This is a genomic window from Mycolicibacterium litorale (assembly GCF_010731695.1).
Lineage (GTDB): Bacteria > Actinomycetota > Actinomycetes > Mycobacteriales > Mycobacteriaceae > Mycobacterium > Mycobacterium litorale.
Genome location: NZ_AP022586.1, coordinates 4,509,444 through 4,534,959, shown reverse-complemented (window position 1 = coordinate 4,534,959; position 25,516 = coordinate 4,509,444). Strand labels below are relative to the sequence as shown.

Below are 25,516 nucleotides of genomic sequence, written 5' to 3'. Positions count from 1 at the left end.
CGGCGCGGGACGCACCCTGCAGGAGGCACCCTACTTCCAGGCAAACACCGGCTGTTCCAGGTCGTCGACGGGGTCGGGACGGCCTTCGAGGCCGAGCCACCGCAGTTGCAGCAGCACCGCACCCGTCGGCGCGTGGATCAGATCGTTGCCCAGCGGGATCTGCACCACCGGGCGCGGGCTCTCCGGGATGGTGATGAACCGTGGCGAGTCGTCGCGCTGCAACTGATGCAGCCCCACCCGGTAGACCGCCACGACCTCGTCGGGCGCCGGGCGCAGGTCGAGCCGGCCGCCACCCCAGACCACCACGGGGGTGATGACGTAGCCAGAGCGCGTCGGATAGTCGTCGAGCAGGCCGAGTACCGCTGAGTCGGGCAGTGCGACGCCGACCTCCTCGTCCAGTTCACGCAGCGCGGCCTCGATCACCGTCTCACCGGGATCGACCCTGCCGCCGGGCAGCGCCCACTGCGCGGAATGCGTCGAGAGCCGGGACGCCCTGCGGCACAACAGGAACGCCGCACCTCCGGACACGTCGACCATCCGGCCGTCGAGACCGGCCTCCATCGGACGGCCGTCGATCCAGTCGTCGACGGGCGCCGGGTCCACCCGGTCCTCACCGATCTCGGAGTCGACGAGCACCACCGCGACCGCAGCGTGCCGCTTCGTCGGATCCGTCACCGTGCGGCGGTCGTGGCCCGCCAGGTGCGACCGGATGCGTTCGCGCAGCGCCTCGTCATAGGGGATCGTCACCGTCCCACCGTACGAGGTCAGCCCCGGCCCAACTCCTCGCGGACCACGGAGACGAAGCGCTCGACGTCGGCCTCGGTGGTGTCCCACGAGGTCATCCAGCGCACCTCGCCGCGGGACCGGTCCCAGTCGTAGAAGCGCACGCGCTCGCGGATGCGGTCCGCCGCATCCGTCGGCAGCGTCGCGAAGATCGCGTTGGCGTCGGTGTCCTGGGTGAACGCGACGCCTGACAGCGTCCCGTCGGCGAGGCCGTCCTCGAGCGCGGCGCGCAGACGTGCGGCCATGGCGTTGGCGTGCGCGGCGCTGCGCACGCCGAGGTCGTCGTCGAAGAGCGCGAGCAGCTGCGCCGAGGCGAACCGCATCTTGCTGGTCAGCTGCATCGTCAACTTGCGCAGGTAGCGCAGACCCGTTGCCCGGTCGGGATCGAGGACCACCACGGCCTCCACCCCGAGCAGCCCGTTCTTGGTGCCGCCGAGGCTGAGCACGTCGACGCCCGCGTCGGTGGTGAACTCGCGGAACGGCACCCCGAGCGCGGCCCCCGCGTTCCACAACCGGGACCCGTCCATGTGGACCGCCATGCCGTGCGCGTGCGCGAAGTCGGTGATCGACCGCAGCTCTTCCGGCCGGTACAGCGTGCCGAGTTCGGTGGTCTGGGTGATGCTGACCGCCAGCGGCTGGGCCCGGTGCTCGTTGCCCCAGCCCCAGGCCTCCCGGGCGATCAGGCCGGCGGTCAGCTTGCCGTCCGGCGCGGCGACGGTGAGCAGTTTGATGCCGGTCATCCGCTCGGGCGCGCCGGCCTCGTCGGTGTTGATGTGGGCGGTCGACGCCGCGATCACCGCACCCCAGCGGGGTAGCACGCTGGTGAGCGAGATGACGTTGGCCCCGGTGCCGTTGAAGACGGGGAAGACCTCGGCACGCTCGCCGAAATGTTCCCGGACGACCTCCCGCAGCCGTGCGGTGTACCGGTCCTCGCCGTATGCCACCTGGTGCCCGCCGTTCGCGGCGGCGAGCGCCGTGAGCACCTCCGGGTGTACGCCGGCGTAGTTGTCGCTGGCAAAGCCGCGCCAGTCGGGATCGTGCAGCGGGGTGATCGTCACTCGGTAATCCTTCCACCGCCGTTGACATGCAAGTGGCTACTTGCCTAACGTGACGGGTGTGGGTGACGTCTTCAAAGCCCTGGCCGATCCCACGCGCCGGACGATCCTCGACGAGCTGGCCGACCGGAACGGCCAGACGTTGTTCGAGATCTGCGCGCGCCTGACCACCAAACACGGGCTCGGCTCGTCGCGGCAGGCGATTTCGCAGCACCTCGACGTCCTCGAAGAGGCGGGCCTGGTCGAGACCAGGCGCGACGGCCGGTACAAGTTCCACTACCTCAACACCGCACCGCTCGAACCGATCGTCGAGCGGTGGCTGACGACGAAGGGGAAGCGCGATGAGGATCCACCTGACGAGCGTGCTCGTTGACGACCAGGACAAGGCGCTGCGGTTCTACACCGAGGTGCTCGGTTTCACCCAGAAGCACGACATCCCGATGGGCCCGGCCCGGTGGATCACGGTGGTCTCGCCGGACAATCCCGACGGCACCGAACTGGTGCTCGAACCCGACGGCCATCCCGCGGTCAAACCGTTCAAGGAGGCGTTGGTCGCCGACGGCATCCCGTTCACGTCATTCGCCGTCGACGACATCGCGGCGGAATTCGAGCGGCTGAGCCACCTTGGCGTGCGGTTCACCCAGGAACCCACGGACATGGGGCCGGTGACCACGGCGGTGCTGGACGACACCTGCGGAAACCTGATCCAGATCGCTCAAGAGAAGTAGGGCGCCGCCGGTCGATGCCGCGCCCATTCTATCGGGCGTACGGGGGCTTGCGGCAAGGCCGGGGTCATCCCCCAAAATGGCTGGCTTCGGCCGGAATCGAGGGTGGTGAGGCAGTCATGGCGGGGTACGAGGACGAGCTGGACTCCGAACGCGGCTACGTGACGGGGCTCTACACCCGGCTGGACGGGGAACGCGCCCGTGCCAGGCAGAAGTACGCCGCGGCGCTGCGCGGTGACGGTGCGCTCGTGGAACGCGACGCCGAGGTGCGGGCGCTGGCCAAGGAGATACAGCGGCTCGACGTCGCCGACGACGGGCTGTGCTTCGGCCGGCTGGACGCCGACTCCGGGGAACGGCTCTACATCGGTCGTATCGGCATCTTCGACCGGGACGATGATTTCGAACCGCTCCTGCTCGACTGGCGGGCGCCGCTGGCGCGGGCGTTCTACGCCGCCACGGCGGCGAACCCGGAGGGCATGCGCAGACGCCGCCAGTTCCACACCCGCGGCAGGCGGGTGCTCGACTTCACCGACGAAGTGTTCGGCCGCCCCCAGGGCGACGAACACGGCGGTGAATCTGCGCTCCTCGCCGCGGTCAACGCCCCGCGCGGTGAGGGGATGCGGGACATCGTCGCGACGATCCAGGCCGAACAGGACGCGGTCATCCGGCACGACCATCCCGGGGTGCTGGTGATCGAGGGTGGCCCGGGCACCGGCAAGACGGTGGTGGCGCTGCACCGCGTCGCCTATCTGCTCTACAACCAGCGCGCTCGGATCGAACGCCACGGCGTGCTGGTGATCGGCCCCAACCCGGCCTTCCTCAACCACATCAGCCGCGTGCTCCCGTCGCTGGGTGAGACGAACGTCGTGCTCATGACCACCGGTGATCTGGTGCCGGGACTCACCGTCACCGCCGAAGACAACGCGGAGGCCATCGCGGTCAAGGGGTCGCTGAGGATCCTCGACGTGCTGGCGGCGGCCGTCGCCGACCGGCAGCGGGTGCCGGAGCAGCCCATGGTGATCGAGCTGCCGGACGTCACCGTGCAGATCGACCCCGACACCGCGCAGTGGGCCATCGAGGAAGCCCGCGGCAGCGGTCTGCCACACAACCACGCGCGCAAGGTGTTTCGCGAGACGGTCGAATGGGTGCTCACCGAACGCGCGGTCAGCCGGATCGGCAGGGGCTGGCTGTCGCGCTCGGACAAGGGCGCGTGGGAGGAACTGCGCGCCGATGTGCTCGAGGACCTCGCGGACAGCGCGCAGTACATGGCGGCGCTCGACGAGTTGTGGCCGTTCCTCACGCCGCAGACCCTGCTGGCCGAGCTCTACGAGTCCCCAGAGCGCCTGCGTGCGGCCGGCGCCGACGAGGCGTTGTGGCGCGCGGACGGTGCCGCCTGGACGGTGTCGGATGTGCCACTGCTCGACGAGCTCGTCGACCTGCTGGGCCGGGACAGCGCGGCGGACGCCGCCGCCGCGAAGGAGCGGGAAGCCGAAACCGACTATGCCGAGGGTGTTCTCGAATCCATGGTCGCCCACGAGGACCTGATGGATGACGAAGACGTCCTCCTCGCCACTGATTTGCTGCACGGCGAGGAGCTCGCGGACCGATTCAGTGAGCGCGACAACCGCGAACTCGCCGAACGTGCGGCGGCCGACCGAGACTGGACGTACCGCCACGTCGTGGTCGACGAGGCGCAGGAGCTGTCCGAGATGGACTGGCGGGTGCTGATGCGGCGGTGTCCGAGCAAATCGTTCACCGTGGTCGGTGATCTCGCCCAGCGGCGGTCACCGGCGGGGGCGCGGTCCTGGGCGGAGATGCTGGAACGCTATGTGCCGGGCCGCTGGGTCTACAGGTCGCTGACGGTCAATTACCGCACCCCCGCGGAGATCATGGCCGTCGCGGCGGCGGTGCTCGCCGAATTCGCACCCGAGGTGGCGCCGCCGGAATCAGTCCGCTCCACCGGTGTGCCGCCGTGGCGGCGGCAAGTCACGGCAGACGAATTGGCCTCGGCCATCGACGAATTCCTGCGGGAGGAATCCGGTCGGGACGGTACGTGTGTCGTGATCGGTCCGCCCGATGTGCCGGGTGCCGTGTCGCCGTCGGACGTCAAGGGGCTGGAGTTCGACGCCGTGCTGCTGGTGGAACCGGAACGGATCTTCGCCGACGGGTCGCGCGGGGCCGCGGAACTGTATGTGGCGCTCACCCGCGCCACCCAACGCCTCGGCGTGCTGCACTGCGGCCCGCTGCCGGCTGCGCTCGCCGGGCTGAGCGAACCGTCTGCCCTCCGGGAGGTCGCGAGTTAGGGTCGACGGATGCGCATCGTTTGCCGATCGGTCACGGCCACTGTGCTGACCGCCGTATCACTCGGCGCGGCGATCCCGGCCGCGGCCCAACCCGCGCCGCCGCCGACCCCGACGATCACGCAGGTGCCCGAGCGTCCGCAGGCCGACGGGTTCACGCCGTTCGTCGACAACCCGGCGATCGTGGACCCGCGCCCGCAGTCGATCGAGTCGTGGGGCCGGCTGCCCGATGACCGCGCGCTCGTCGTGCGTTTCACCAGCGGCACGCCCGAGTGCTTCGGTGTGCACGCCGAGGTGCAGGAGACCGCCGACATCGTTGCGGTGAAGGTGCGGCACGGCACGCTGCCGGAAGCCGTGAACCGGGCCTGCATCGCGATCGGGGTGTTCGCCAGCCTTCCGGTCGGACTTCAGGCACCGCTCGGAAACCGGGCAGTCGTCAGCATCACCTGATCGGTCGTCGGTAGGCGGCGCTATAAGTCAGACCATCCCGACCAAGCTTGATCGAAACAACTACCCCGAGGCCCCGTCAGGCTCGAAATGTCCTTCGTCGTGGGTGCACGCGTTCGGGTTCGACCGAACAGGCGGGCCCACACAGCGATCGGGGCTACTTGTCAGACCCTGCTGCCATGATGGTGTCATGTCCTCGAGCGCACCATCTTTCGTCCCCAGCGCGCCCCGCGCTGCGCGGCTCGAGGTGTTGTTCGAGAAGTTGGAGGAGTTGGCCGGCCAACGCAACGCCATTGACGGACAGATCGTCGAGATCGCCGCCGAGATCGACCGCGACGGCTTGTGTGGGATGACCGGCGCCCGCTCGGTGGCGGCGTTGATCGCCTGGAAGACCGGGTCTTCGTCGAAGAACGGCCACACGATCGCCGCGGTGGCCCAACGGCTCGCGGAATTCCCGCGCTGCGCCGCGGCTCTTCGCGAGGGCCGGCTGTCACTCGATCAGGTCGGGGTCATCGCCGAACACGCCGGCGCCGGATCCGATGACCACTACGCCGAACTCGCCGCCAACGCCTCGGTCAGCCAGCTGCGCACCGCGATCAAACTCGAACCCAAACCCAAACCCAAACCTGAACCCGAACCAGTACCCGTCCCCGACGCGGACGACGAACCCGAGCCCGAGCCGGAGTCGCGGGGGTCGATCACCGCGACCACCGACGACGAATTCACCTGCTGGACCATCAAACTGCCGCCTATTGAAGCCGCAGCATTCGAGGCCGCGCTGCAATCCCACCACGACGGGCTGATCGCGCAGTGGAAACGCGACCACGGTGACAGCCCAGCCGCGGACCGGCCCCCGATGCCCACCCGCGTCGATGCCTTCAACGCCCTGGTCGAGGCCGGCTGGGATGCCGAAGCCACCCGCCGCCCCCACAGCCACCGCACCACCGTCGTCGTGCATGTCGATGTCAAAGACCGCATCGCCGCCCTGCATGTGGGGCCGCTGCTCTCGGACGCCGACCGCCGCTACCTGGGCTGTGACGCCACCGCCGAGGTCTGGTTCGAACGCGACGGAGCCGTCATCGGCGCCGGACGCACCACCCGCCTGATCAACCGGCGACTGCGGCGCGCGCTCGAACACCGCCACCGCACCTGCGCGATGCCCGGCTGCGAGGCCACCCGCGGGCTACACGCCCACCACATCGTGCACTGGGAAGACGGCGGACCCACCGATCTGGACAACCTCGTGCTGCTGTGCCCCTACCATCACCGGCTGCACCACCGCGGCATCATCACCATCACCGGACCCGCAACCAGCCTCACCGTCATCGACAGCACCGGCCGACAACTCCGATCCGGATCGCTGGCCCGCCCACCGAATCAGCCCCCGCCTGCAGTGCCGCCCTACCGCGGACCCAGCGGAGAACGCGCCGACTGGTGGTGGTACACACCCTTCCAACCCCCACCACAAGCAACCAACTGAGTCGCATCGCGTGCCGACACCACGGACACCAAACAGGTTGCCGCTCAGGGTTATCGGTCGGGCTGTCGAACGTCGTCGACAAATCTCACACGGCTCACCAGCTCTGAACGCCGTATACACGAAAAGCTCTGCCCGCTAGTCCATTCGGCGTCGCCCTCGGTTGAACCGACATGGGTGTGGCCGATCTGCATGCAACGCAGCGCCCAGGCCGTCAAGGGCATTTTCCCGGGGCGGAAACATCCGGCTTGATCACCCCACCGCCGACGCCGACGGCGGCGCAGAGCCACCGTGCGTCTTCCCGGCTGTCATCATCCGGGTGATCTCCTCGCAGTCGGCCCGCGACGGCAGACCCATGCCGGGTGTGTAGCCGTAGACCTCGTGCAGCGGTGTGGACGTCGTGCGGCCGTCGAGGATGTCCACCGAATCGGTTCCGATCAGGCCGGGGTGATGGACCCCGCAGGCCTCGGCCACCTTCACCAGGTCGCGGCGCAGCGTCTTGATGTAATTCGCGACGCGTTCGGCCTTGACCTCCGGCACCAGCCCTCGGGCCAGCCACGCGTTCTGGGTCGCGACGCCGGTGGGGCACGTGTCGGTATGGCACTTCTGCGCCTGGATGCACCCGATCGCCAGCATCGCCTCCCGGGCGACGTTGACCATGTCGCAGCCGAGCGCGAACGCGACCACCGCGTTGTCCGGCAGGCCGAGCTTTCCGCCGCCGATGAACGTGATCTGCTCGTGCAGGTCCCGCTCGGCGAAGATGCGGTACACCTGCGCGAAGCCCAGCTGGAACGGCAGCGATACGGAGTCGGTGAAGATCAGCGGCGCCGCCCCGGTGCCACCCTCGCCGCCGTCGATCGTCACGAAGTCCACACCGCGGTCGGTGTCGCGCATCAGGTCGGCGAGCTCGTACCAGAACTCCAGATCACCGACGGCCGACTTGATGCCCACCGGCAGACCGGTCTCGGCCGCGAGCAGTTCCACCCAGTCGAGCAGGCTGTCGGTGTCGGAGAACTCCGCGTGCCGTGACGGGCTGACACAGTCGCGCCCCTCGGGGATACCGCGGGCGGCGGCGATCTCGGCGGACACCTTCGGCGCCGGCAGTAATCCGCCGAGGCTCGGTTTGGCGCCCTGGCTGAGCTTGATCTCCAGCGCCCGCACCGGCGCTCCGGCCACTACGTCCTTGAGCCGCTCGAGATCGAAGCGCCCCTCCTCGTCGCGGCAGCCGAAGTAGGCGGTGCCGAGCTGGAAGACCAGTTCACCGCCGCAGCGGTGGAAGCGCGAGATCCCGCCCTCACCGGTGTTGTGCAGACAGTCGGCGAGGGCAGCGCCGCGATTGAGCGCCTCGACGGCGTTGCCGGACAGCGAGCCGAAGCTCATCGCGGAGATGTTGACCACCGATGCGGGCCGGAACGCCCCCGGCCGTTGGCGGGCGGCGCCGATCACCTTGGCGCTGGGCAACTCGACTTCGTGCCCGGCCCTCGGCGCCGACGCCGGGCCGTTGCGGCCGAAGGTGCGGTGCTTGATCACCGGGTAGCCGCTCGAGTGCTCCACGTCGTTGTCGGTCCCGAAGCCGAAGTAGTTGTTCTCCTTCTTCGACGACGCGTACACCCAGCGACGCTGGTCGCGGGTGAACGGACGCTCCTCGTCGTTGGCGGCGACGATGTACTGGCGTAGCTCCGGGCCGACGGCTTCGAGCAGATATCGCGCATGCCCGACGATCGGGAAGTTCCGCAGGAGGGCGTGTTTGCGCTGGAAGAGGTCTCGCAGGCCGACGGCCGCCGCAGTCGAGGCGGCCGCGGCGGCGAGACCACGAACGGCCCGGCTCATGGCGTCAGTGTTTCCGGGCATCCCGGCGGCGAAACCCGCAACGCCCATCCGGCCGCCTCAGGCGGGGCCGCCCCGGCCGGTCAGCCACCGGATGGCGCGGATCTCGCCGTCCCGATAGGGCTGCCCGTCGAGCCGCAGGAGGTCGTGGAACCAGACGTCGGGCGGTGCCGTGTACGGCTTCTCCCACGAATCCCACGGGAGGTGGGTCTGGGTCTTGCCCGACATGAGACCCCAGGTGTACGCGCCGACATTGCGCCGCCGGGCGACGGGCAGCACGCCCTCGATGGTGCTGCCGAATCCACGGGCCAGGTACTCGGTGCACATGATGGGCCGCCCGAGTGGCTGCAGCTCGTCGATCCGCGCGTCGAACTCGTCGGCATCGCCGTAGTTGTGGAAGGTCACCACGTCGGAGTTGTCGAGCTGGATGCGCACGATGGTGTTGCGACGCGCGGGGTCCCAATCGCCGTCCCATACTCCGCTGGTCAACGGCTGCACGGGAGCCACTTCCCGTGCCCAGCGGAACACCTGCGGAAGCAGTTCGGCGACCCGGTCGAATTTGTCCTTGCGCTCGACCGCGCGGTACTGGTTGGCGGGGTTGTCGGGTTCGTTCCACAGATCCCAGCCCAGGACGCGCTCGTCGTTGCGGAACTGTTTGAGCACGCCGGTGACGTAATCGCGCATGACGTGCCGGTAGCGGGGATCGGCGATGTACTCGGCGCCCGGGCTCTGCACCCACCGGGAGTTGTGCACTCCCGGCCGGGGCGGCTGCTGACGGCCCAGCTTCGGGAACGGGTCCCAGCACGAGTCGAACAGCACGAACAGCGGGCGGATACCGTGGCGCGCGGCGATCGCGACGAACTGCGCGAGCCGGCGCGCGAACCCGTTGCGGTCCTGTGCCCACAGCTGATCGTGGAGGAACACCCGCACCGTGTTGAGCCCGATGCGGCGGGCCAGCAGCAGTTCACTGTCGATGCGCCGCCGGTCGAAGGTGGCCGCCTGGAACATCTCGAGCTGGTTGACGGCGTTCGAGGTGATGTAGTTGGCACCGACCAGCCAGCCCTGGGATCGGTACCAGGTGTGGGCGCGCTCCGCGGACCACCGGCCGGTTTCGGCCGACGCCCGGGGCAGCCGGGACGCCGCGGCCGACGCCGTCAGCAGTGCCGGCAGTTTGAGCGCAGTGCGGCGCCCGAGGGTGCGGCGATGGATCTCCCCGTTCCGGTGCTCGGGTGTGGGTGTCACGTAGCAGTGCCCTGCTTTCGGATCTCGGGTTCGGACGCCATTTCCCCGGCGGATGGCGCAGGCACGCGATGCACGCTCTCTCGGCGGCGCGAGGTGCCTCTCGGACAGTCATCGGGAGCGCCGCAGTTGTCTCGACGCTCCCGCCAAGGGTGTCGTACCCAGGGGGCCCGAGCGCTACAACGATGCGGGTGCCGTTCGCCGCGCTGATCCGAAATACCGTCGGCACCAGGCACTTTCAGGTGATGGTGTGGCGGACGTCACGGCCGGTGCGGGGCCCCGACGTCGCGGACCGCCTGCGTCTCAGGAGTCGCGTATGTCGCGCATGGCCCGGCGAATCCGCTGGTGACGCCGGCGTCGCTTCGGCACCCCGAATACTTGCGTTCGCCAGTTCCTGCTCCGGGTCAGCGGTATTTTGAGCAAACACGCACCGGGGCGTGGGGCTCGGGGGGATCTGTCGATGGAATGGGTGGCCAAGTGGTGGCACCAGCCGGATCACTTCGACTGGCTCAGCGGTTACCTGCAAACACGCGGTATGGCCGCGCCGATGCGCCGGGGCATGGCCATTGTGGCGGCATCACTCGCGTTGGTGCCGATCAACGCGTTGTGGGGGCCGGCGTCGATCGATGACCGGATAGCCCTGGCGTTCGCGGTCGTCGCGGCGCTGGCCGGACTCAGTTTGGCCGTGCTGTGGCTCAAGCGCTGGCCGACCAGAACCGAGTCGGTGCTGTTCGCGGCGATCGGCAGCGCGACGATCGCTTTCGGGTGCCTCTGGCAGGCCCAACCGCTGATCGGGCTGATGTCGTGCACCGCGCTGGCGGTCTCCGGCGGGTACATCGCGTTCTTCCACACGGCCAGGTACATGCTCGTCAACTTCGTGCTGGCCATGACGGTCGGCGCATGGCAGGCGGTCCGGCTGGCGAGCGAGGGAGAAGCCGTGCTGGCGCTGTCCGGCTACTTTCTCGTGCTCGAACTGAACGTGGGCGTGCCGTTCGCCATCCAGGTGATCGTCCGCTCGCTGGGCACCGACCTGCTGCGCTCCGACCGCGATCCGCTCACCGGGCTGCTCAATCGGCGGGCGTTCACCCACGCGGTGGTCGGGCGGCTGGTCGCCCGCGCCGACCGGGCCTACCTGGCGGTGGCGCTGATCGATCTCGACCGCTTCAAGGCCATCAACGACGTACACGGCCACGCCAGCGGAGATGCCGCGCTGGTCGACGTCGCCGAGGCACTGACCGCCGCGTGCGCCGACACCGCGCTGCTGTGCCGCATGGGCGGTGAGGAGTTCCTGATCGCCGACATCGTGACGGAGGCGGTCCCGACCGAATGGGCGAAGGGTCTGTGCGCGGCGGTGACGTCGACGCCATTCCGGGTGACCGCGAGCGTCGGCACCGCCACGGTTCCGCTGCGCGACGTCAGGTCCGAGCAGGCCGACGAGACATTCCAGCGCCTGGTCACCGACGCCGATACCGCCATGTACGCCGCCAAGCGGCGGGGCGGCAACCAGATCCAGCACGCCACCCGCGCGTCCACCTGAGATCGCATGCCGCCGTCAGGCGTCAGCCCGGCGCGTCGAGGAAGCGTTTGCGCACTTCGGGAGGCGGCACGGGGCAGACGTCGTGCTGGCCGGCGATCCGATAGCGGATCCAGTGAAGCACTACGCTCTGTAGTAGATCAAGGCATGTCGCCATCGGAAATCCGAGGGTGTCGTAACTGATGATTTACACCTGCCCAATCGGCGCGGAAGCTGTCAGCGACGACAGGAAGGCGGTTGGGCCATGACGATCGACGTCGCCGAACGGGAAGCGTTGCGGGAGGCGGTCCGCGATCTGCTGCGCAGCCGGTGCACCGAACAGGACGTCCGGCGGGTCCTGGCCGGCGACGACGGCTTCGACCGCGACCTGTGGCGCCGGCTGGCCGACCAGGGTGTCACCGGCCTGGTCATCGACACCGAGTACGGCGGTGTCGGGCTCGGGCCCGCCGAACTCGAGGCGGTGGCCGAGGAGACCGGCGCCGCCCTGCTCCCGTCACCGTTCCTGTCCAGCGCGGTGCTCGCCTCCGCGCTCATCGCCGCGGCAGGCTCCGACGACGACAAGCAGCGGCTGCTGCCCGGCCTGGCGGACGGCAGCGCCATCGGGACCGTCGCCGTGACCGGCCGAGCAGGCACCTGGACGGCCGAGGGCGTCGGCGTGCACGCCACCGATACCGGCGCACTGACCGGTGCGGCGCATTTCGTGACCGACGGACAGGTGGCCGACGTCATTCTGGTCGTTGCCGGCGGCCCCGACGGGATCGGCGTCTACGAGGTGCAGCCCGACGCCTCCGGCTTCCAGCGGGTTGCCGCCACGGTCTTCGACCCGTCCGTGCGGCTGTCCACCTTCACGTTCGCCGACACCCCGGCGCGGCGGTTGGGCGCGGCCGGGTGGGATGCGGTGCAGCAGGCGCTCGACCTCGCCGTGATCGCCTTGGCCGGTGAACAGTCCGGCGGGGCGCGGCGCATCTTCGAGATCACCGTCGACTACCTCAAGACCCGCATCCAGTTCGGCAGGCCCATCGGCAGCTTCCAGGCGCTCAAGCACATGGCGGCCGATCTGCTGCTGAAAGTCGAGTCCGCGACGTCGGCCGCTCAGAATGCCGCCGCTCAGAAGGCGTCGGCAGATCAGACGGACCTCGACACCGCCGACGGGGCGATCGCGCTGGCGGGCTTCGCGTGCGCGGAGGCGTACCAGGACGTCGCCGCCGCGGCCATCCAGATGCACGGCGGCATCGGCTTCACGTGGGAACACCCGGCCCACCTGTACCTGCGCCGGGCCCGCACCGGCATGCAGTTGTTCGGTGGCCCCCGCCTGCACCGTGAGCGCTACCTCCAGTCGAAAGGCGCCTGACCCATGACCGAGACCCAGAATCCGAGCGCCGACGAACTGCGCGCCGAGGTCCGCGGCTGGCTCCAGCAGAACTGGACCGGTCTGCCCAAGTCGACCGATCCCTGGGTGGCCTCTCCCGAGCGCGTCGCCTGGCTGGAGAAGGTGCTCGACGCCGGCTACGCGGTGCCCACCTATCCGACCGAATGGTTCGGCCGCGGCTATCCGAACCACCTGGCCGCCGCCATCGAGAAGGAGTTCCGGGCCGCCAGGGCGCCGGGCGCCCGGCGCGACAAGTACAGCATTCCGGCGAACACCGTGCTGACGTTCGGCACCGACGCCCTCAAACAGGAGTTGCTGCGCGACTTCCTCACCGAGCGGGCGAGCACCTGTCTGCTCTACAGCGAGCCCGGCGCCGGGTCGGACCTGGCCGGCGTTCATGCGACCGCCGTCCGCGACGGCGACCAGTGGGCGGTCAACGGCCAGAAGGTGTGGACGTCCGGCGCGGCGACGGCCGACTACGGGCTGCTGCTGGCCCGCACGGACTGGGACGTGCCCAAGCACAAGGGTCTGAGCTTCTTCATCCTGCCGATGAAGCAGCCCGGTATCGAGGTGCGGCCGCTGGTGCAGATCACCGGCGAATCTCACTTCAACGAGGTGTTCATCAGCGACGCCAGGGTGTCCGACGGCTATCTGCTCGGCGGCACCGGCAACGGGTGGCGGGTGCTCCAGACGGCACTGGCCTACGAGCGGTCGATCATGGGCGACAGTGGCCGCGGCTCGCGCAACAGTTCGCGAGCCGACAGCCTCGTCGAACTCGCCCGCGCACACGGCCGCCTCGACGATCCGGTGATCCGCGACTCGCTGGTCACGGTGCTGGCGCTGCGGGAACTCAACCGCCTCAACAACGCCCGTGCGAAGGCGTCGACCTCGCAGGGCACGTCGAGTTCGATCATGTCGCTGGGCAAGCTGGCGATGTCGAACATCCTGCACACCGAGGCGCGGGTGAAGACCGAGATCATCGGCGCGGAGGCGCTGCTGGCCGGACCGGACAACCCCGAGGCCGACGACATCAACTTCCTGACGCTCAACGCGTACTTCACCTCGATCGGCGGCGGGACCGACCAGATCCAGCGCAACATCATCGGTGAGCGAGTCCTCGGCCTGCCCAAGGAACCCGAGGTCGACCGCGATATCCCCTTCCGCGACGCCCGTCGGAACTGACCCGTGGGCTCCTCCTACGATCCGCCGCTGGCAGGCATCCGGATCCTCGACCTGTCCTCCGGTCCGATGACGGCGGTCGGCCGCCTGCTCGCCGACCTCGGTGCGCACGTGACGGCCGTCGAGCTGGCCGGGGTCACGGGCAATGTGGAGGTCGGTCCCCGGTTCGGCCCGGTGGCGTTGGCGACGGCCATCAATCGGCTGGGCGTGGCGCCCCTCGGAATCGACGCATCCACACCGGCCGGCCGGCAGCGGTGGGACGGCCTGGTCGACGCCGCCGACATCCTCATCGAGGACACCCGGCCCGGATCCGCCGCGGAACGCCTGCTCGGGGTCGACGAGATCCGCGCCGCCCACCCGGGGCTGATCGTGTTGTCGCTCAGCGACTTCGGCCGCGACAACGACTTCTCGGGCTGGCAGTCCACCACCCCGGTGCTGCACGCGTTGACCAGTGAACTGTCGCGCTCGGGGATGCCGGGCCGGGAGCCGCTGGTCCCGCCGGGCGAACAACTGCCGTACCACGTCGCGGCCGCCCAGGCGGCGGTGGCGGTGCTCAGCGTCCTGCTCGACCGGTTGCGCACCGGTGCCGGGGACCGCATCGATTTCGCGATCGTCGAGGGCGCGATGCAGGCACTGGACCCGCCGTTCGGGACGATGGGCACGGCGTCGGCGGGAGTTCCTGTCGCGCAACAGAATCGCAACTGGGCGGCCGAGCGGCTGCGCTATCCGATCACCGCCTGCCGGGACGGCTACATCCGCATCTGCCTACTGGCCAAACGCCAGTGGCACGGCATGTTCGAGTGGATGGGCAGGCCGGAGGAGTTCGCCGATCCCCGGTTCGAGGGTCTGCGGGAACGGCTGACGTCGGCGTCCCTGTGGTCGGCGATCGGGGCGTTCTGCGCCGACAAGACGCGCGCCGATCTCGAACAGAACGGTCAGAAGCACGGGGTGCCGACCGCTGCGGTGCTGAGCATGACCGAGGCGCTGACCGCCGAACAGGTTACGGCGCGAGGGTTTTTCGGTCATGCCGAGTTCTCCCCCGGGCTCGTCGCCCCGGTTCCCCGGGGGGTGGTCGAGGTCGACGGACAGCGCGCGTACGCGGTCACCGCACCCGTTCACGCCGAGCGGGGACCGACCAGTGCGCCGATCCTGGCTCAGCGCAGGCGAACCGATCAGGGCCTACCGCTGGAGGGCCTGCGGGTGCTCGATCTCGGCGTGATCGTCGTCGGCGCCGACACCGGCAGGCTCTTCGGTGATCTCGGCGCCGACGTCATCAAAATCGAGAACGCGGCGTTCCCGGACGGTATGCGCCCGGGCCGCAACCTGATGAACGCGAGCTTCGCAGGCGGACACCGCAACAAGCGCGCGATCGGTATCGACCTGCGGTCCGCCGAGGGCCGGACCCTCGCGCACCGGCTCGTTGAGGAGGCCGACGTCGTCCTGACGAACTTCAAACCCGGAGTCGCCGCGGGCCTCGCGATGGACCACGACACGCTGATGTCGGTCAACCCCGGCATCGTGGTCGTGGACAGTTCGGCGTTCGGCCCGACCGGGCCGTGGGCGCAGCGACTCGGCTACGGCCCGCTGGTCCGTGCCGCGGCCGGCTTCACCAAACAATGGGTCTATCCGTCGGATCCTGATGAGTTCTGCGACACCGTCACCGTGTATCCCGACCACGTCAGTGCGCGCATCGGCGTCGTGGCCGCGTTGAGCCTGCTGGTGCGCCGCGAGCGAACCGGGCAGGGCGGTGCGGCGAGCATCGCGCAGTCCGAGGTCATGCTCAGCCACCTCGCCGCCGAGATCGCCGGTGAGGCGCTCGCCCGCGACGGACACGAACGGTCCGACGCCGCGGCGTACGACGCGCCATGGGGTCTGTTCCGCGCCGACGGTGAAGACGCCTGGCTGGCAGTCACCGTGCGCGACGACGACGACTGGCGGGCGCTCTGCGGAGTGCTCGAGCGGCCGGACCTGGCCGGCGATCCCGAGCTCGCCACGAAGGCGGGCCGCGACCGCTACCGGACGCGTATCGATCAGGCGGTCTCGGAGTGGACATGCCGGCGTTCACCCGCCGACGGGATGATCCTCCTGCAAGCGGCCGGTGTGCCCGCAGGGGCCGTCATGCAGGCCGCCGACCTGCCGCAGTGGGAGTACTACGCGCAGCGCCGCGCTTTCCGTGAGGAGCTGCACCCCCACGGCAAGGAGCCGTACGTGCTGGAGAACGCCCAGCTGCACTCCGAGCGCATCGCGGACCCGCCGCTGGGACAGGCGCCGCTGCTCGGTGAGCAGACCGTCGAGATCGCGACCACGCTGCTCGGCCTGGACGATGCGGCCGTGGCGGGTCTGCTCGAGCGCGGCGTGTTGCAGACGGCACCGGAGGCGCGTCGGGTCTGAGGCGGTTCCGTACGATCCAGTCAAACGGATCGTCGGACGAGGTGTGTTGGAGCTCGATTTCACGCGGCTGAAGTACTTCGTCGCCGTCGCCGACGAACTGCATTTCACGCGTGCCGCTGACCGGCTGGGGATCACCCCTCCCCCGCTGAGCAAGCAGATCAAGCTGCTGGAACGTGAACTCGGCGGGCCGCTGTTCGAACGCAACTACCACGAAGTGCGGCTCACGCCGCTGGGCGAGCGGCTGATCGGTCCCGCCCGGGACATCCTCCGTCAGGTCGACGACTTCAAGGCGACCGCGGCCCAGGCGCTGCAGGGGGCACCGGCGCTGCGGATCGGCGCCACCGCGTACGCGCCGTCGGACCTGCTGTCCCAGGTGGAAGCCGCCGCGGCGGAGCTGCCGAATCCGTCGGTGTTCAGCGTCCCCGGGTCGGCCGCTGAGGTGATCGCCAAGCTCGTCTCCGGACACCTGGAGATCGGCGTGATCCACCTGCCCGCCAACGACAGACGTCTCGCACACCGGGTCATCGCCGCCTACCCGGGCGCGGTGGCGGTCCGCTTCGACGACCCGCTGGCGGCCTACGACACGGTGGCGGTCGAGCAGTTGAGGGACCGCGAGGTGGTGATCGACTTCGCGCGGCCCAACCCGGTGGTGTTGGCGGCGCTGACGCGGCAACTGAACGCGCGCGGCGTGCACCGGATCGTGCGGACCACGAACCAGCGTGGCGGGGAGTTAGAGATGGCGGCGCAGGTTTCCCACCGGCACCTGGTGGCGATCGTGAGCTACGCGCCCGCTTCGGCGATCGGCCGGATCTTCTCGCCGCCCGAGTTCAAGCTGATCCCGATCGACGGGGACAAGTGGCCGCCCGCCGAGATCGCGTTGGCGTGGGCCAAGGATCGGGCGAAGTCGCAGCCGGAGCTCGAGGACGCGGTGGAACAGCTGGCGACCGCCGTGGACCTGGCGCGGCGCTGAAACGCCCGACGCCGCCCCGCGACGCGTCAGTCGAGGCCGCGCGCGGCGAGCGCCTCGGCGAAACCGTCGGCGGTACGTAGGGCCGCCACGACCACCGGCGCCACCACGATCCGCGGGGAGAACCGCAGGCCACGGGCGCGCCGCGCCTCCTCGACCTGGCGCACCGTCTCGACCATCAGGGGTATCGCCCGGATCGTGAGCGCCAGCGCGAGGGCGACCTGATCCACCGGGAAACCGATGCGGCGCAGCGGCCGCATCGCGCGGGTCATGGCGGCCAGCATGTCGGTCGTGCGGGTGCTGGCGGTGACCACGGCCGCCAGCGCGACCGACAGCAGCAGGACGCCGCAGACCACCAGCGTGCGCCGCCAGTCGGTGAACAGCAGCTGGAAGGCGAAGATGAAGACGACCACCCAGAACACCGGACGAAGTTGTGTCACAACGTCTCTGGCGCTCATCCGCGCGGCCGCGAAGACCACGAGCAGGCCCGCGGCCGCGATGCCGAGGTCGGCGGGCGTGTCGACGAGTATCGACATGAGCGCGATCAGCCCGCCGAGACCGACCAGTTTCACCCCGGCCGGCACACGGTGCAGCAGCGAGCTCCCGGGCCGGTACACCCCCAGCGTCGTCACGTCATCAACCGCCGGTAGGCCGCCAGCGCGACCGAGGGCACGTCGTCGGCCACGACCTCCCCCTCGTCGAGGACGATCACCCGGTCGAAGTCGTCGACCAGCGACAGGTCGTGGGTCACCACGATCAGCTGTGTGTCCAGCGTGGCGAACGCGGCGCGCAGCATCGCCGCGTTACGCAGATCGAGCAGCGTCGTCGGTTCGTCGGCCACCACGATGCGCGGTTCGGTGACCAGCACGGCCGCCAGCGCCAGGAGCTGCTTCTGCCCGCCCGACAGCAAATGGGCGGGGTGGTCGGCGTGCCCGGCGAGGCCGAACCGTTCGAGCACCCGCCGGGTGCGCTCGGTGCGTTCCTCGCGACTCAGGCCGTGCCGCGACAGCGACAGTTCGATGTCCTCGGCCACCGTCGGCATGAGGATCTGCCGGTCCGGGTCCGTGAAGACGAATCCGACCTGGCGGCGGACCTTGCGGGTGGCCCGCCGGGTGTCGAGGCCGTGGACGCGTACCGTGCCACGGTCAGGCAGCACCAGCCCGTTGACCATCCGCGCGAGGGTGGACTTGCCGCTGCCGTTGGCGCCGAGCACCCCGACGCGGCGCTCGGTCAGGGTCAGCGAGATGCCGCGCAGGACGGGGCGGTCGCCGAATGCGTGCGCCACCCCCTCGAAGACGACGCCGTCAGTCATCGGCGGTCGCGGCCCGGCGCCGCCCCCAGGGGGCGATCAGGCCGGGCCGGGCGCGGTGCACCTGCGCGGCGACCAACGCCGTCACCACCGCCTTGGCGAGGTCGCCTGCCACATAGATGCCGTTGGTCGACAGCGCCGCCCACCAGCTCAGGTCGGCGCGGATCATCAGGCCGACGGTGCCGAACGCGTAGATCACCGCCATCCCACCGACGACGTTGATCACGATGCCCCACAGCACCCGGTACCGCGGCATCATCAGCGCGGTCAGCGCGCCGATCACCACCGCGGCGGGTAGCCACCCGACGAAGAAACCGGCGGTCGGGGATGCCAGCGACACCAGGCCGGTGCGGGCGCCGGCCAGGATGGGCAGTCCGGCGATGGCGAGGATCGCGAACAGTGCGACAGCCAGCGCGCCCTTGCGCGGGCCGAGGATCGAACCGGCGAGCATCACCCCGAGGGTTTGCACGGTGATCGGCACCCCGCTGGGTCCGATGGTGAGGGTCCCCGGCAGGCCGAGTGCGGCGATCAGCGCGGCGAACACCGCCGCCTGGGTCAGGTCGCCGGCCGAGACGGCCCACCGGCGCCGCGCGCCCACCTTCGCATCCACGCCGAAGATTATGGCCGCGCCTCAGCGCGGCACATCGGGCGGTGTGATGCTCCGAGGTGTGAGCCCGAGTGAGCGGACGTGCTCGGCGATCGTCCCGAGGTTGGTGGTCCACACGTCGTCGTGGTCGAGGACGTAGCGCATCAGGTCGTCGAGCTCCGCGGCGCGCGAGGTCCGACCGGTCAGGAACGGATGGTTGGTCAGCACCCAGCAACCGCCGGCGCGGCGCAGTCCGTCGAATTCCAGCTGCCACAGTTCCCGGGCCTTGCGGGGGCTCTCGATCAGACCGCTGCCGGAGATGTCAGGCAGGAAGCAGTACTGCTCCCAGTCGTCGAGCGCCCACTGGATCGGGATCTCGACCAGCGGGTCGTGGCCGGGCACCGCCAACTCATAGGGGTGGTCGGCGTCCATCAGGCTCGAGTCGTAGAGGAACCCGCGCTCGGCCAGCAGCGCGGGCGTGCGCCACGACAGATCCCACATCGGCGCCCGGTAGCCGACGGGCCGCACCCCGGCGACGTCGGCGAGTGCGGCCAGTCCCCGGTCGATGACGTCGATCTCCTCCTCGAGCGTCAGCGCCGTCGGCTGTTCGTGGAGATAGCCGTGGTGGGCGATCTCGTGTCCGGCGGCCACGATGCTTCGGATCGCCTGCGGGTAGCGATCGGCGGTGTGGCCGGGCACGAAGAACGTCGACGGGATCTGGTGCCGCTCGAGCAGCTCGAGGATGCGCGGGACGCCGACCAGCGGGCCGTAGGCCTGGTGGCTCATCACGCTCATCCGCGCCCCGACGGATTCGTTGTTCCACAGCACCGCGGATTCGGCGTCCACGTCGAAGGTGAACGCCGCCGCCGCGGATTTGCCCTGCGGCCAACGCAATTCGGTCATCGGTCGGCCATCAGTGTGATCAGCTCGTAGGCGAGGTTGGCCCCCGCGACCGCGGTCACCTCGGCCTGGTCGTAGGCCGGCGCGACTTCGACGATGTCGGCGGCGACGATGTTGCACCCGCGCATGGCCCGCAGCACCGCGACCAGTTCCCGGCTGGTCATCCCGCCGATCTCGGGAGTCCCCGTCCCCGGCGCGAATGCCGGATCCAGCACGTCGATGTCGATGGAGACGTAGACCGGATGCTCGCCGACCCGCTCCAGTACGCGCTCGATCACGCCGTCGACACCGATGCGGTCGATGTCGCGGCAGTGCACCACGGTGAACCCGAGTTCGGCGTCTTCGAGCAGGTCCGCCCGGTCGTAGAGCGACCCGCGGATGCCGACGTGCGCCGAGCGGTCCTTGACCAGCAGCCCCTGTTCGGACGCGCGACGGAACGGGGTGCCGTGGGTGCAGGGCGCCCCGAAGTAGGTGTCCCAGGTGTCGAGGTGGGCGTCGAAATGCACCAGCGCCACCGGGCCGTGCACCTCGTTGACCGCCTGCAGCGAGGGCAGCGCGATGGTGTGGTCACCGCCCAGCAGCACCACCCGCTGTTCGGGCCGGTGAAGCAGGCCCCGCACCCCGGCGAGGATCTCGTCGACGGCGGCGGTGATGTCGAACGGATTGGCCGCGATGTCACCGGCGTCGACCACCTGCGCCGCGGCGAACGGCGAGACGTCGAGCGCCGGGTGATACGGCTTGAGCAACCGGGACGCCTGACGGATCGCGGCGGGACCGAAGCGGGCGCCGGGGCGGTAGGTCACCCCACCGTCGAACGGCACGCCGACGACGGCGATGTCGTAGTCGGGCACCTCGTGGCGCTGCGGCAACCGCGCGAACGTCGCTAGCCCGGCGTACCGGGGTACCGCCTGCGCGTCCACCTGACCCAGCGCACCTGTCGGTGACTGCACGTACTGCACGCCTTCTCCCCCTGTCGTCATACCCTCGTCCTCGTCGAACCGCCGTTGCTGGAAATCACCTGTCCGACAATGGCCTCCACCTCGAAGTCGGCGAGCAGTTCCACTGCCGCGGCGATCTCGTCGGCGGATCCGATGCGTCGCAGCGGAATTCCCGCGGCGTACTGCTGCTGCACGGTGGCCAGGTCGACCCCGGCGGCTTCGGCGTCGACCTGCAGCTGCGGGGTGTCGATCACCCCGGGTGCCACCGCGTTGACGATGATCCGCTCGGGGGCCAGTTCCCGGCCCAGCGTCTTGACCAACGCGATCAGCCCGGCCTTCGACGCGGCGTAGGCGGTGGCTTCCGGCCAGCCGGTGACACCCCATTCGCTGCTGACGACGACGATGCGTCCGGCCCCGAGCGCGCGCATGTGCGGCAGCACCGCCTGCACCAGGAAGAAGGTGCCGCCGAGGTTGGTGTCCACGACCTTCCACCAGTCGTCGGGGTCGTGGTCGAGCAGCGGCGACATCGTCATATAGGCGTGGTTGGCCACCAACACGTCGAGCCGCCCGGCGATGCCCGCGACGTGGTCGGCGATGCGGACGCACTCGCCCGGGTCGGACACGTCACCGGGGGCGGTCAGGCCGCCGATCTCGGTGGCCAGCGTGCGTAACGCCGCACTGTCGCGAATGTCGTTGACCGCCATCGTCGCTCCGGCGGCCGCCAGGCGGCGCGCGTGGGCGGCGCCCATTCCCTGAGCGGCGCCGGTGACCAGGGCGACCCGGCCGGTGAGGTCGGTGCTCATATGACGGCTCCGGCGTTGACGTTGACGACGTCACCGGTACAGAACGTGGCGTCACAGACCAGGAACTCCACGGCGCGGGCCACCTCCTGCGGTGTGGTGAGCCGCCGCAGCGGCAGCGAATTGAGGTACTCCGGTGTGCGACAGGGGTTGTCGGCGGCCAGAAGCGGGGTGTCAGTAGGGCCGGGCGCCACCGCGTTGACCCGCACACCGTCGGCTGCCACCTCGGCGGCCAGGCTGCGGACGAGGCCGATGACCGCGCCCTTGGCCGCCGCGTAGTGCGCGTCGTCCTCGCCACCGCCGACCGCCAGTTCGCTGGTGACGGCCACCAGGGTGCCGTGGGTCTCCAGCAGATCCGGCAGGCAGGCCCGTGCGATGTTGAACAAGCCACCGAGGTGCACGCGCAGCATCGTGTGCCACGCCTCGCGGGTGATGTCGGCGACCGGGGCCATCTGATAGTGGCCTGCGGAGTTCACCACCGCGCTGATCGGGCCGAGCCGGTCCCGCAGGTCGGCCACCGCGTCCGCTACCGCACGCGGATCCGAGATATCCGCGGCCACAGCGTGTTCGACGTTGGGGGCGGGGTTGCGATCCAGGCAGCCGACGGCGTAGCCGCGCCGCGTCAGCGCGGTGACCACCTCGGCGCCGATGCCGCTCGCTCCGCCGGTGACCAGGGCGACCGGAGTGGTCACGAGCGATCGGCCAATTCGTCCTCGGCCTCGATGTCGTCGATCACCGCGGCGGGGATGATCCGGTTGCGCACCGACGCGAAGAGCGCGGCGCCGAGCACCAGCAGCACCACGACGCCGATCCACACCGACCAGTCCAGGTAGCGCTCCTCGAAGGCGACGCGCGGCCAGGCGATGTTGATGAACTGCAGCACCGCCCACACCACGGCTGTCGCCGCGACCGGCAGCGTCCACCTGCCGAGCGAGAATCGGGCGGGCGTCCACCGGCGCCGCACCAGCACCACCAGGAATCCGATCAGCGGGAAGAGGAATGCCAGGTAGAAGCCGCCGGAGGTGAAGTTCACCATCATCGTGTAGACGTCGTTGGCGACAATGCTCAGGGCGAACAGCGCCGCGCCGACCACGGTGGTGATCAGGATCGCGATGGTCGGTATACGGGCCTGGCCGCGCAGCCGGGCGAGCGCACCCGACGCCGGCAACGCACCGTCGCGTGCATACGCCCAGATGACGCGCGAGGCGGATGTCTGCAGCGCGAGGAAGCTGGCCAGGAAGCCGATGACGAACAGCAACTGCACCGGTTTGGCGATGCCTGCGCCCAGGGCGTCGGTCAGGGTGTCGTACACCGGGTCGGAGACGCTGCCCTCGGCGACCGCATCGAGATCCGGGATCGCCAGGATGATCGCCAGGCTGGAGTAGGCCACCACCAGTGCGATGAACGTCAGCGAGAACAGCACCGCCTTGGGCAGGTAGCGCCGTGGCTCATGCACCTCCTCGGCGATGGAGCCTGCGCTTTCGAAGCCGACGAACGAAAAGCCGATGAACGCCACCGCCAGCAGGAACGGCCCGGACAGGTAGGCGAAGAAGTCGACATCGGCCCCGCCTCCGGCGAAGAGCACCGACAGCGAGTTGTGGCGGTGGAACAGCAGCAGCCAGGTGCCGAGCCCGACCGAGCCGATCACCTCGGCGATGATGCTGGCCGTCATGAAAAGCTTCAGCGCGCCACGGCCGATCAGGTTGACCGCGGTACCGCCCAGCAGGATGACCAGGGCGATCAAGGCGAGCGCCCCGCCGGAGGGCTCCTCCAGCCCGACGATGTTGGCGATGAAGCCCGCCGCACCGAGGGCGACGGTGGCCATGGCGATCACCAGCGTCCACATGTACGTCCAGCCGGCGAACCAGCCGTAGCCGTTGCCGAGCAGCCGCCGCGACCACTGGTAGATCGAACCCTCCAGGGGCCAGCGCGACACCAGCTGGGCGAAAACGAGCGCGACCAGGAACTGCCCGCCGAACACCAGCAGGAACCCCCACCAGAAGGAGGGTCCGGCGGCGCTCAGGGCAAGGCCGAAGATGGCGTAGAGCGCGACGATCGGCGAGATGAAGGCGAACGCGAACGCGAACGCGGACCACAGCGAGAACTCCCGGCGCAGCTGTTGAGGCTGCTCGGCTTGGCTGGCGGGTGAGGACATGTGCTGACTATCACCCCAGGTCAACATGTGCGCCAGGTCATGCGCCGAACACGCAGTGAATCCACCGGTCGGCCGCATCGCATTGGACGATCGCACAATGCCGACGGGGGTTGGTGTGACGGGAGCGTTACGCTCGTCCAATGACGGCACGGCTGCCGGAGGTGGAGCCCCGCGATGCGGGCGCGCCCACGCTGCGCGCGCTGCTCGACGCTTCACGGCTGGGACTCGCCGTGCCCGATACGACACCGCAGGACCTCGACCGCACCATCAGCTGGACGCACATCACCGAGATGCGCGACCCGGCGCGCTATCTGCGCGGTGGGGAGCTGGTGTGCACGGTCGGGCTGAGCCTGCAGACCCCGCAGGACTGCCGGACGTTCGCCGGCGCGCTGGCGAACGCGGGGGCGGCCGGGGTGTGCTTCGGTGTCGGCGACGGCCACGACCAGGTGCCCGCCGCCCTGCTCGACGAATGCCGGCGCCGCGGGCTGCCGGTGCTGATCGCGTCCCCGAATGTGCCGTTCAGCACGGTCAGCCGCTTCGTCGCCGAATACGAGATGGGCGCGGAGATCGCCGTCGCGCGGGCGACGAACGCGTTGGTGCCGGAGATGCTCTCGGCGCTGCGACGGCATGCGTCGGCGCGTGAATTGCTCGACACCGCGGGCGACATCCTGGCGTGCTATTTCCTGCTCGAACCGGACGGCGAGCGCGAGTCGGCGACCGTTTCGGTGGATGTCCCGGGAGTGGGCAGCCTCGGGTGGATGGGCACCGGCGCTCCCCCGGAGCCGGCGCTGCTCGATCTGATCGCCCGGTTCGTGCGGGCGACCCAAGGCGAACGCGACGTCGAGGCCGCCCTGGCCCGCGAGCGGGTCGGTCAGCTGCTGTCCCTGGTCGAGCGGCGCATGCTGCTGCCCGATGCGCTCAGCCAGCTGCTGGACTGGCCGGGGTTCGCGGCGGGAGAGCTGACGTGTTCGGCGTGGCCGGCCGGTGCGGGTGCGCTGCTGTCGATGGCGGTGCCCGATGCGCTGGTGGGTGACGCGCCCGACCTGTGCCTGATGCTGACCACGCAGTCGCTGGACATGACCGAAGATCTGTCGCTGCCCTCAGGGCATTCGGCGCTCGTTCCGCTGACGGAGATCGGGTCGGCCATCGGTCAGGCACGGATTGCCCTCGATTTGGCGCAGCGCCGCGGCCGCCGCGTCGGACCGGATCAGTTGAGCACGCTCGACAGCCTGCTCGACCAGCTTCCGCCGGCTCAGCTGGCGCCGTTCCGGCAGCAGCTCATCGATCCGCTGGCGGAGATGGACCGCCGCCGCGGCACCCAGCACGTGCGCACGCTGCGGGCCTTCCTCACCGCGAACGGCTCGTTGAGCGACACCGCCCGCAATCTTTATCTGCACACCAACACCGTGCGCCACCGGCTGGCGCGCATCCTCGAGCTCACCGGCCGGGATCCGCTGAACCGCAACGATCAGGCCGCCTTCTCGATCGGCCTGCACGCGGTGGACCGCGACGGCAGGCGCGAATCGGGTGCTTGA

At 69.8% G+C, this 25,516-nt stretch carries 23 protein-coding genes; 11 read left to right on the top strand and 12 right to left on the bottom strand.

From position 1 onward, the window contains the following. Window positions 1-30: 30 nt before the first annotated feature. Both G6N30_RS21580 and G6N30_RS21575 read right to left on the bottom strand, forming a co-directional pair. Window positions 31-747, bottom strand: a complete 717-nt coding sequence (locus G6N30_RS21580) for an NUDIX hydrolase (RefSeq protein WP_134061125.1) — start codon at window positions 745-747, stop codon at window positions 31-33. Window positions 748-764: 17 nt separating this feature from the next. Continuing rightward, on the bottom strand, window positions 765-1,841 hold the full coding sequence (locus G6N30_RS21575; protein ID WP_134061126.1) for a threonine aldolase family protein: 1,077 nt from the start codon (window positions 1,839-1,841) through the stop codon (window positions 765-767). Between the two features lie 49 nt (window positions 1,842-1,890). On the opposite strand from G6N30_RS21575, the gene G6N30_RS21570 reads away from it, so the two are divergent. The 5 genes from G6N30_RS21570 (at window position 1,891) to G6N30_RS21550 (ending at window position 6,790) form a co-directional block, all read left to right on the top strand. Next, the gene (locus G6N30_RS21570; protein WP_407664667.1) at window positions 1,891-2,211 is read left to right on the top strand and encodes an ArsR/SmtB family transcription factor; all 321 of its coding nucleotides are present in this window, start codon (window positions 1,891-1,893) and stop codon (window positions 2,209-2,211) included. Further along, complete coding sequence (locus G6N30_RS21565) at window positions 2,180-2,566, top strand: VOC family protein (RefSeq protein ID WP_134061128.1); 387 nt, start codon at window positions 2,180-2,182, stop codon at window positions 2,564-2,566. The genes G6N30_RS21570 and G6N30_RS21565 overlap by 32 nt, the downstream gene beginning before the upstream one ends. 116 nt (window positions 2,567-2,682) lie before the next feature. Then, a complete protein-coding gene (gene helR, locus G6N30_RS21560) occupies window positions 2,683-4,866 on the top strand; it encodes an RNA polymerase recycling motor ATPase HelR (RefSeq protein WP_134061129.1) in 2,184 nt (727 codons plus the stop codon). A 9-nt stretch (window positions 4,867-4,875) separates the two neighbouring features. Continuing rightward, window positions 4,876-5,313, top strand: a complete 438-nt coding sequence (locus G6N30_RS21555; protein ID WP_134061130.1) for a hypothetical protein — start codon at window positions 4,876-4,878, stop codon at window positions 5,311-5,313. Between the two features lie 187 nt (window positions 5,314-5,500). Next, complete coding sequence (locus G6N30_RS21550; RefSeq protein WP_163687730.1) at window positions 5,501-6,790, top strand: HNH endonuclease signature motif containing protein; 1,290 nt, start codon at window positions 5,501-5,503, stop codon at window positions 6,788-6,790. A gap of 249 nt (window positions 6,791-7,039) precedes the next feature. On the opposite strand, the gene G6N30_RS21545 is transcribed toward G6N30_RS21550, so the two are convergent. Next, on the bottom strand, window positions 7,040-8,617 hold the full coding sequence (locus G6N30_RS21545; protein ID WP_134059129.1) for an FMN-binding glutamate synthase family protein: 1,578 nt from the start codon (window positions 8,615-8,617) through the stop codon (window positions 7,040-7,042). Window positions 8,618-8,674: 57 nt separating this feature from the next. Continuing rightward, window positions 8,675-9,856: a cellulase family glycosylhydrolase gene (locus tag G6N30_RS21540; protein WP_234880296.1), complete on the bottom strand. Its 1,182-nt coding sequence runs from the start codon at window positions 9,854-9,856 to the stop codon at window positions 8,675-8,677. A 457-nt stretch (window positions 9,857-10,313) separates the two neighbouring features. Here G6N30_RS21540 and G6N30_RS21535 point away from each other — a divergent pair, with 457 nt between their 5' ends. From G6N30_RS21535 to G6N30_RS21515, 5 genes are all read left to right on the top strand, one after another. Beyond that, window positions 10,314-11,390, top strand: a complete 1,077-nt coding sequence (locus tag G6N30_RS21535; protein ID WP_134059123.1) for a GGDEF domain-containing protein — start codon at window positions 10,314-10,316, stop codon at window positions 11,388-11,390. A 241-nt stretch (window positions 11,391-11,631) separates the two neighbouring features. Continuing rightward, window positions 11,632-12,738, top strand: a complete 1,107-nt coding sequence (locus tag G6N30_RS21530) for an acyl-CoA dehydrogenase family protein (protein WP_134059120.1) — start codon at window positions 11,632-11,634, stop codon at window positions 12,736-12,738. A 3-nt stretch (window positions 12,739-12,741) separates the two neighbouring features. Next, window positions 12,742-13,938 (top strand): acyl-CoA dehydrogenase family protein, encoded by a 1,197-nt coding sequence (locus G6N30_RS21525; RefSeq protein WP_134059117.1) that lies wholly within the window; start codon window positions 12,742-12,744, stop codon window positions 13,936-13,938. Between the two features lie 3 nt (window positions 13,939-13,941). Further along, window positions 13,942-16,326, top strand: a complete 2,385-nt coding sequence (locus G6N30_RS21520) for a CaiB/BaiF CoA-transferase family protein (protein ID WP_134059114.1) — start codon at window positions 13,942-13,944, stop codon at window positions 16,324-16,326. Between the two features lie 46 nt (window positions 16,327-16,372). After that, complete coding sequence (locus G6N30_RS21515) at window positions 16,373-17,296, top strand: LysR family transcriptional regulator (RefSeq protein WP_134059344.1); 924 nt, start codon at window positions 16,373-16,375, stop codon at window positions 17,294-17,296. Between the two features lie 26 nt (window positions 17,297-17,322). Here G6N30_RS21515 and G6N30_RS21510 read toward each other — a convergent pair whose 3' ends face one another. Genes G6N30_RS21510 through G6N30_RS21475 form a run of 8 tightly spaced genes read right to left on the bottom strand, consistent with a single transcriptional unit; the run spans window position 17,323 to window position 23,981 of the window. Then, a complete protein-coding gene (locus G6N30_RS21510) occupies window positions 17,323-17,925 on the bottom strand; it encodes an energy-coupling factor transporter transmembrane component T family protein (RefSeq protein WP_134059111.1) in 603 nt (200 codons plus the stop codon). Beyond that, window positions 17,922-18,605 (bottom strand): energy-coupling factor ABC transporter ATP-binding protein, encoded by a 684-nt coding sequence (locus tag G6N30_RS21505; RefSeq protein ID WP_134059108.1) that lies wholly within the window; start codon window positions 18,603-18,605, stop codon window positions 17,922-17,924. Before G6N30_RS21505 ends, G6N30_RS21510 begins: the two co-directional genes overlap by 4 nt. Next, window positions 18,598-19,212: a biotin transporter BioY gene (locus G6N30_RS21500; protein ID WP_134059105.1), complete on the bottom strand. Its 615-nt coding sequence runs from the start codon at window positions 19,210-19,212 to the stop codon at window positions 18,598-18,600. Before G6N30_RS21500 ends, G6N30_RS21505 begins: the two co-directional genes overlap by 8 nt. A 21-nt stretch (window positions 19,213-19,233) precedes the next feature. Then, window positions 19,234-20,091 (bottom strand): polysaccharide deacetylase family protein, encoded by an 858-nt coding sequence (locus G6N30_RS21495; RefSeq protein WP_134059102.1) that lies wholly within the window; start codon window positions 20,089-20,091, stop codon window positions 19,234-19,236. Continuing rightward, complete coding sequence (gene speB, locus G6N30_RS21490) at window positions 20,088-21,068, bottom strand: agmatinase (protein ID WP_134059099.1); 981 nt, start codon at window positions 21,066-21,068, stop codon at window positions 20,088-20,090. Before speB ends, G6N30_RS21495 begins: the two co-directional genes overlap by 4 nt. Then, entirely contained in the window at window positions 21,065-21,829 is a 765-nt protein-coding gene (locus tag G6N30_RS21485; RefSeq protein ID WP_134059096.1) for an SDR family NAD(P)-dependent oxidoreductase, read from the bottom strand. Before G6N30_RS21485 ends, speB begins: the two co-directional genes overlap by 4 nt. Continuing rightward, window positions 21,826-22,518 (bottom strand): SDR family NAD(P)-dependent oxidoreductase, encoded by a 693-nt coding sequence (locus tag G6N30_RS21480; RefSeq protein ID WP_134059094.1) that lies wholly within the window; start codon window positions 22,516-22,518, stop codon window positions 21,826-21,828. Before G6N30_RS21480 ends, G6N30_RS21485 begins: the two co-directional genes overlap by 4 nt. Beyond that, the gene (locus tag G6N30_RS21475) at window positions 22,515-23,981 is read right to left on the bottom strand and encodes an APC family permease (RefSeq protein ID WP_134059091.1); all 1,467 of its coding nucleotides are present in this window, start codon (window positions 23,979-23,981) and stop codon (window positions 22,515-22,517) included. Before G6N30_RS21475 ends, G6N30_RS21480 begins: the two co-directional genes overlap by 4 nt. Before the next feature lie 140 nt (window positions 23,982-24,121). Between G6N30_RS21475 and G6N30_RS21470 the strand changes: the two genes are divergently transcribed. Then, on the top strand, window positions 24,122-25,516 hold the full coding sequence (locus tag G6N30_RS21470) for a PucR family transcriptional regulator (protein WP_179965508.1): 1,395 nt from the start codon (window positions 24,122-24,124) through the stop codon (window positions 25,514-25,516).

What these genes read in the sequence shown, in the direction of transcription:
- G6N30_RS21535 (WP_134059123.1), top strand. Translation starts at nt 10,314, where the DNA reads ATGGAATGGGTGGCCAAGTGGTGGCACCAGCCGGATCACTTCGACTGG.
- G6N30_RS21470 (WP_179965508.1), top strand. Translation starts at nt 24,122, where the DNA reads ATGACGGCACGGCTGCCGGAGGTGGAGCCCCGCGATGCGGGCGCGCCC.
- speB (WP_134059099.1), bottom strand. Translation starts at nt 21,068, where the DNA reads ATGACGACAGGGGGAGAAGGCGTGCAGTACGTGCAGTCACCGACAGGT.
- G6N30_RS21475 (WP_134059091.1), bottom strand. Translation starts at nt 23,981, where the DNA reads ATGTCCTCACCCGCCAGCCAAGCCGAGCAGCCTCAACAGCTGCGCCGG.
- G6N30_RS21565 (WP_134061128.1), top strand. Translation starts at nt 2,180, where the DNA reads ATGAGGATCCACCTGACGAGCGTGCTCGTTGACGACCAGGACAAGGCG.
- G6N30_RS21555 (WP_134061130.1), top strand. Translation starts at nt 4,876, where the DNA reads ATGCGCATCGTTTGCCGATCGGTCACGGCCACTGTGCTGACCGCCGTA.
- G6N30_RS21550 (WP_163687730.1), top strand. Translation starts at nt 5,501, where the DNA reads ATGTCCTCGAGCGCACCATCTTTCGTCCCCAGCGCGCCCCGCGCTGCG.
- G6N30_RS21545 (WP_134059129.1), bottom strand. Translation starts at nt 8,617, where the DNA reads ATGAGCCGGGCCGTTCGTGGTCTCGCCGCCGCGGCCGCCTCGACTGCG.
- G6N30_RS21485 (WP_134059096.1), bottom strand. Translation starts at nt 21,829, where the DNA reads ATGAGCACCGACCTCACCGGCCGGGTCGCCCTGGTCACCGGCGCCGCT.
- G6N30_RS21525 (WP_134059117.1), top strand. Translation starts at nt 12,742, where the DNA reads ATGACCGAGACCCAGAATCCGAGCGCCGACGAACTGCGCGCCGAGGTC.
- G6N30_RS21505 (WP_134059108.1), bottom strand. Translation starts at nt 18,605, where the DNA reads ATGACTGACGGCGTCGTCTTCGAGGGGGTGGCGCACGCATTCGGCGAC.
- helR (WP_134061129.1), top strand. Translation starts at nt 2,683, where the DNA reads ATGGCGGGGTACGAGGACGAGCTGGACTCCGAACGCGGCTACGTGACG.
- G6N30_RS21495 (WP_134059102.1), bottom strand. Translation starts at nt 20,091, where the DNA reads ATGACCGAATTGCGTTGGCCGCAGGGCAAATCCGCGGCGGCGGCGTTC.
- G6N30_RS21530 (WP_134059120.1), top strand. Translation starts at nt 11,632, where the DNA reads ATGACGATCGACGTCGCCGAACGGGAAGCGTTGCGGGAGGCGGTCCGC.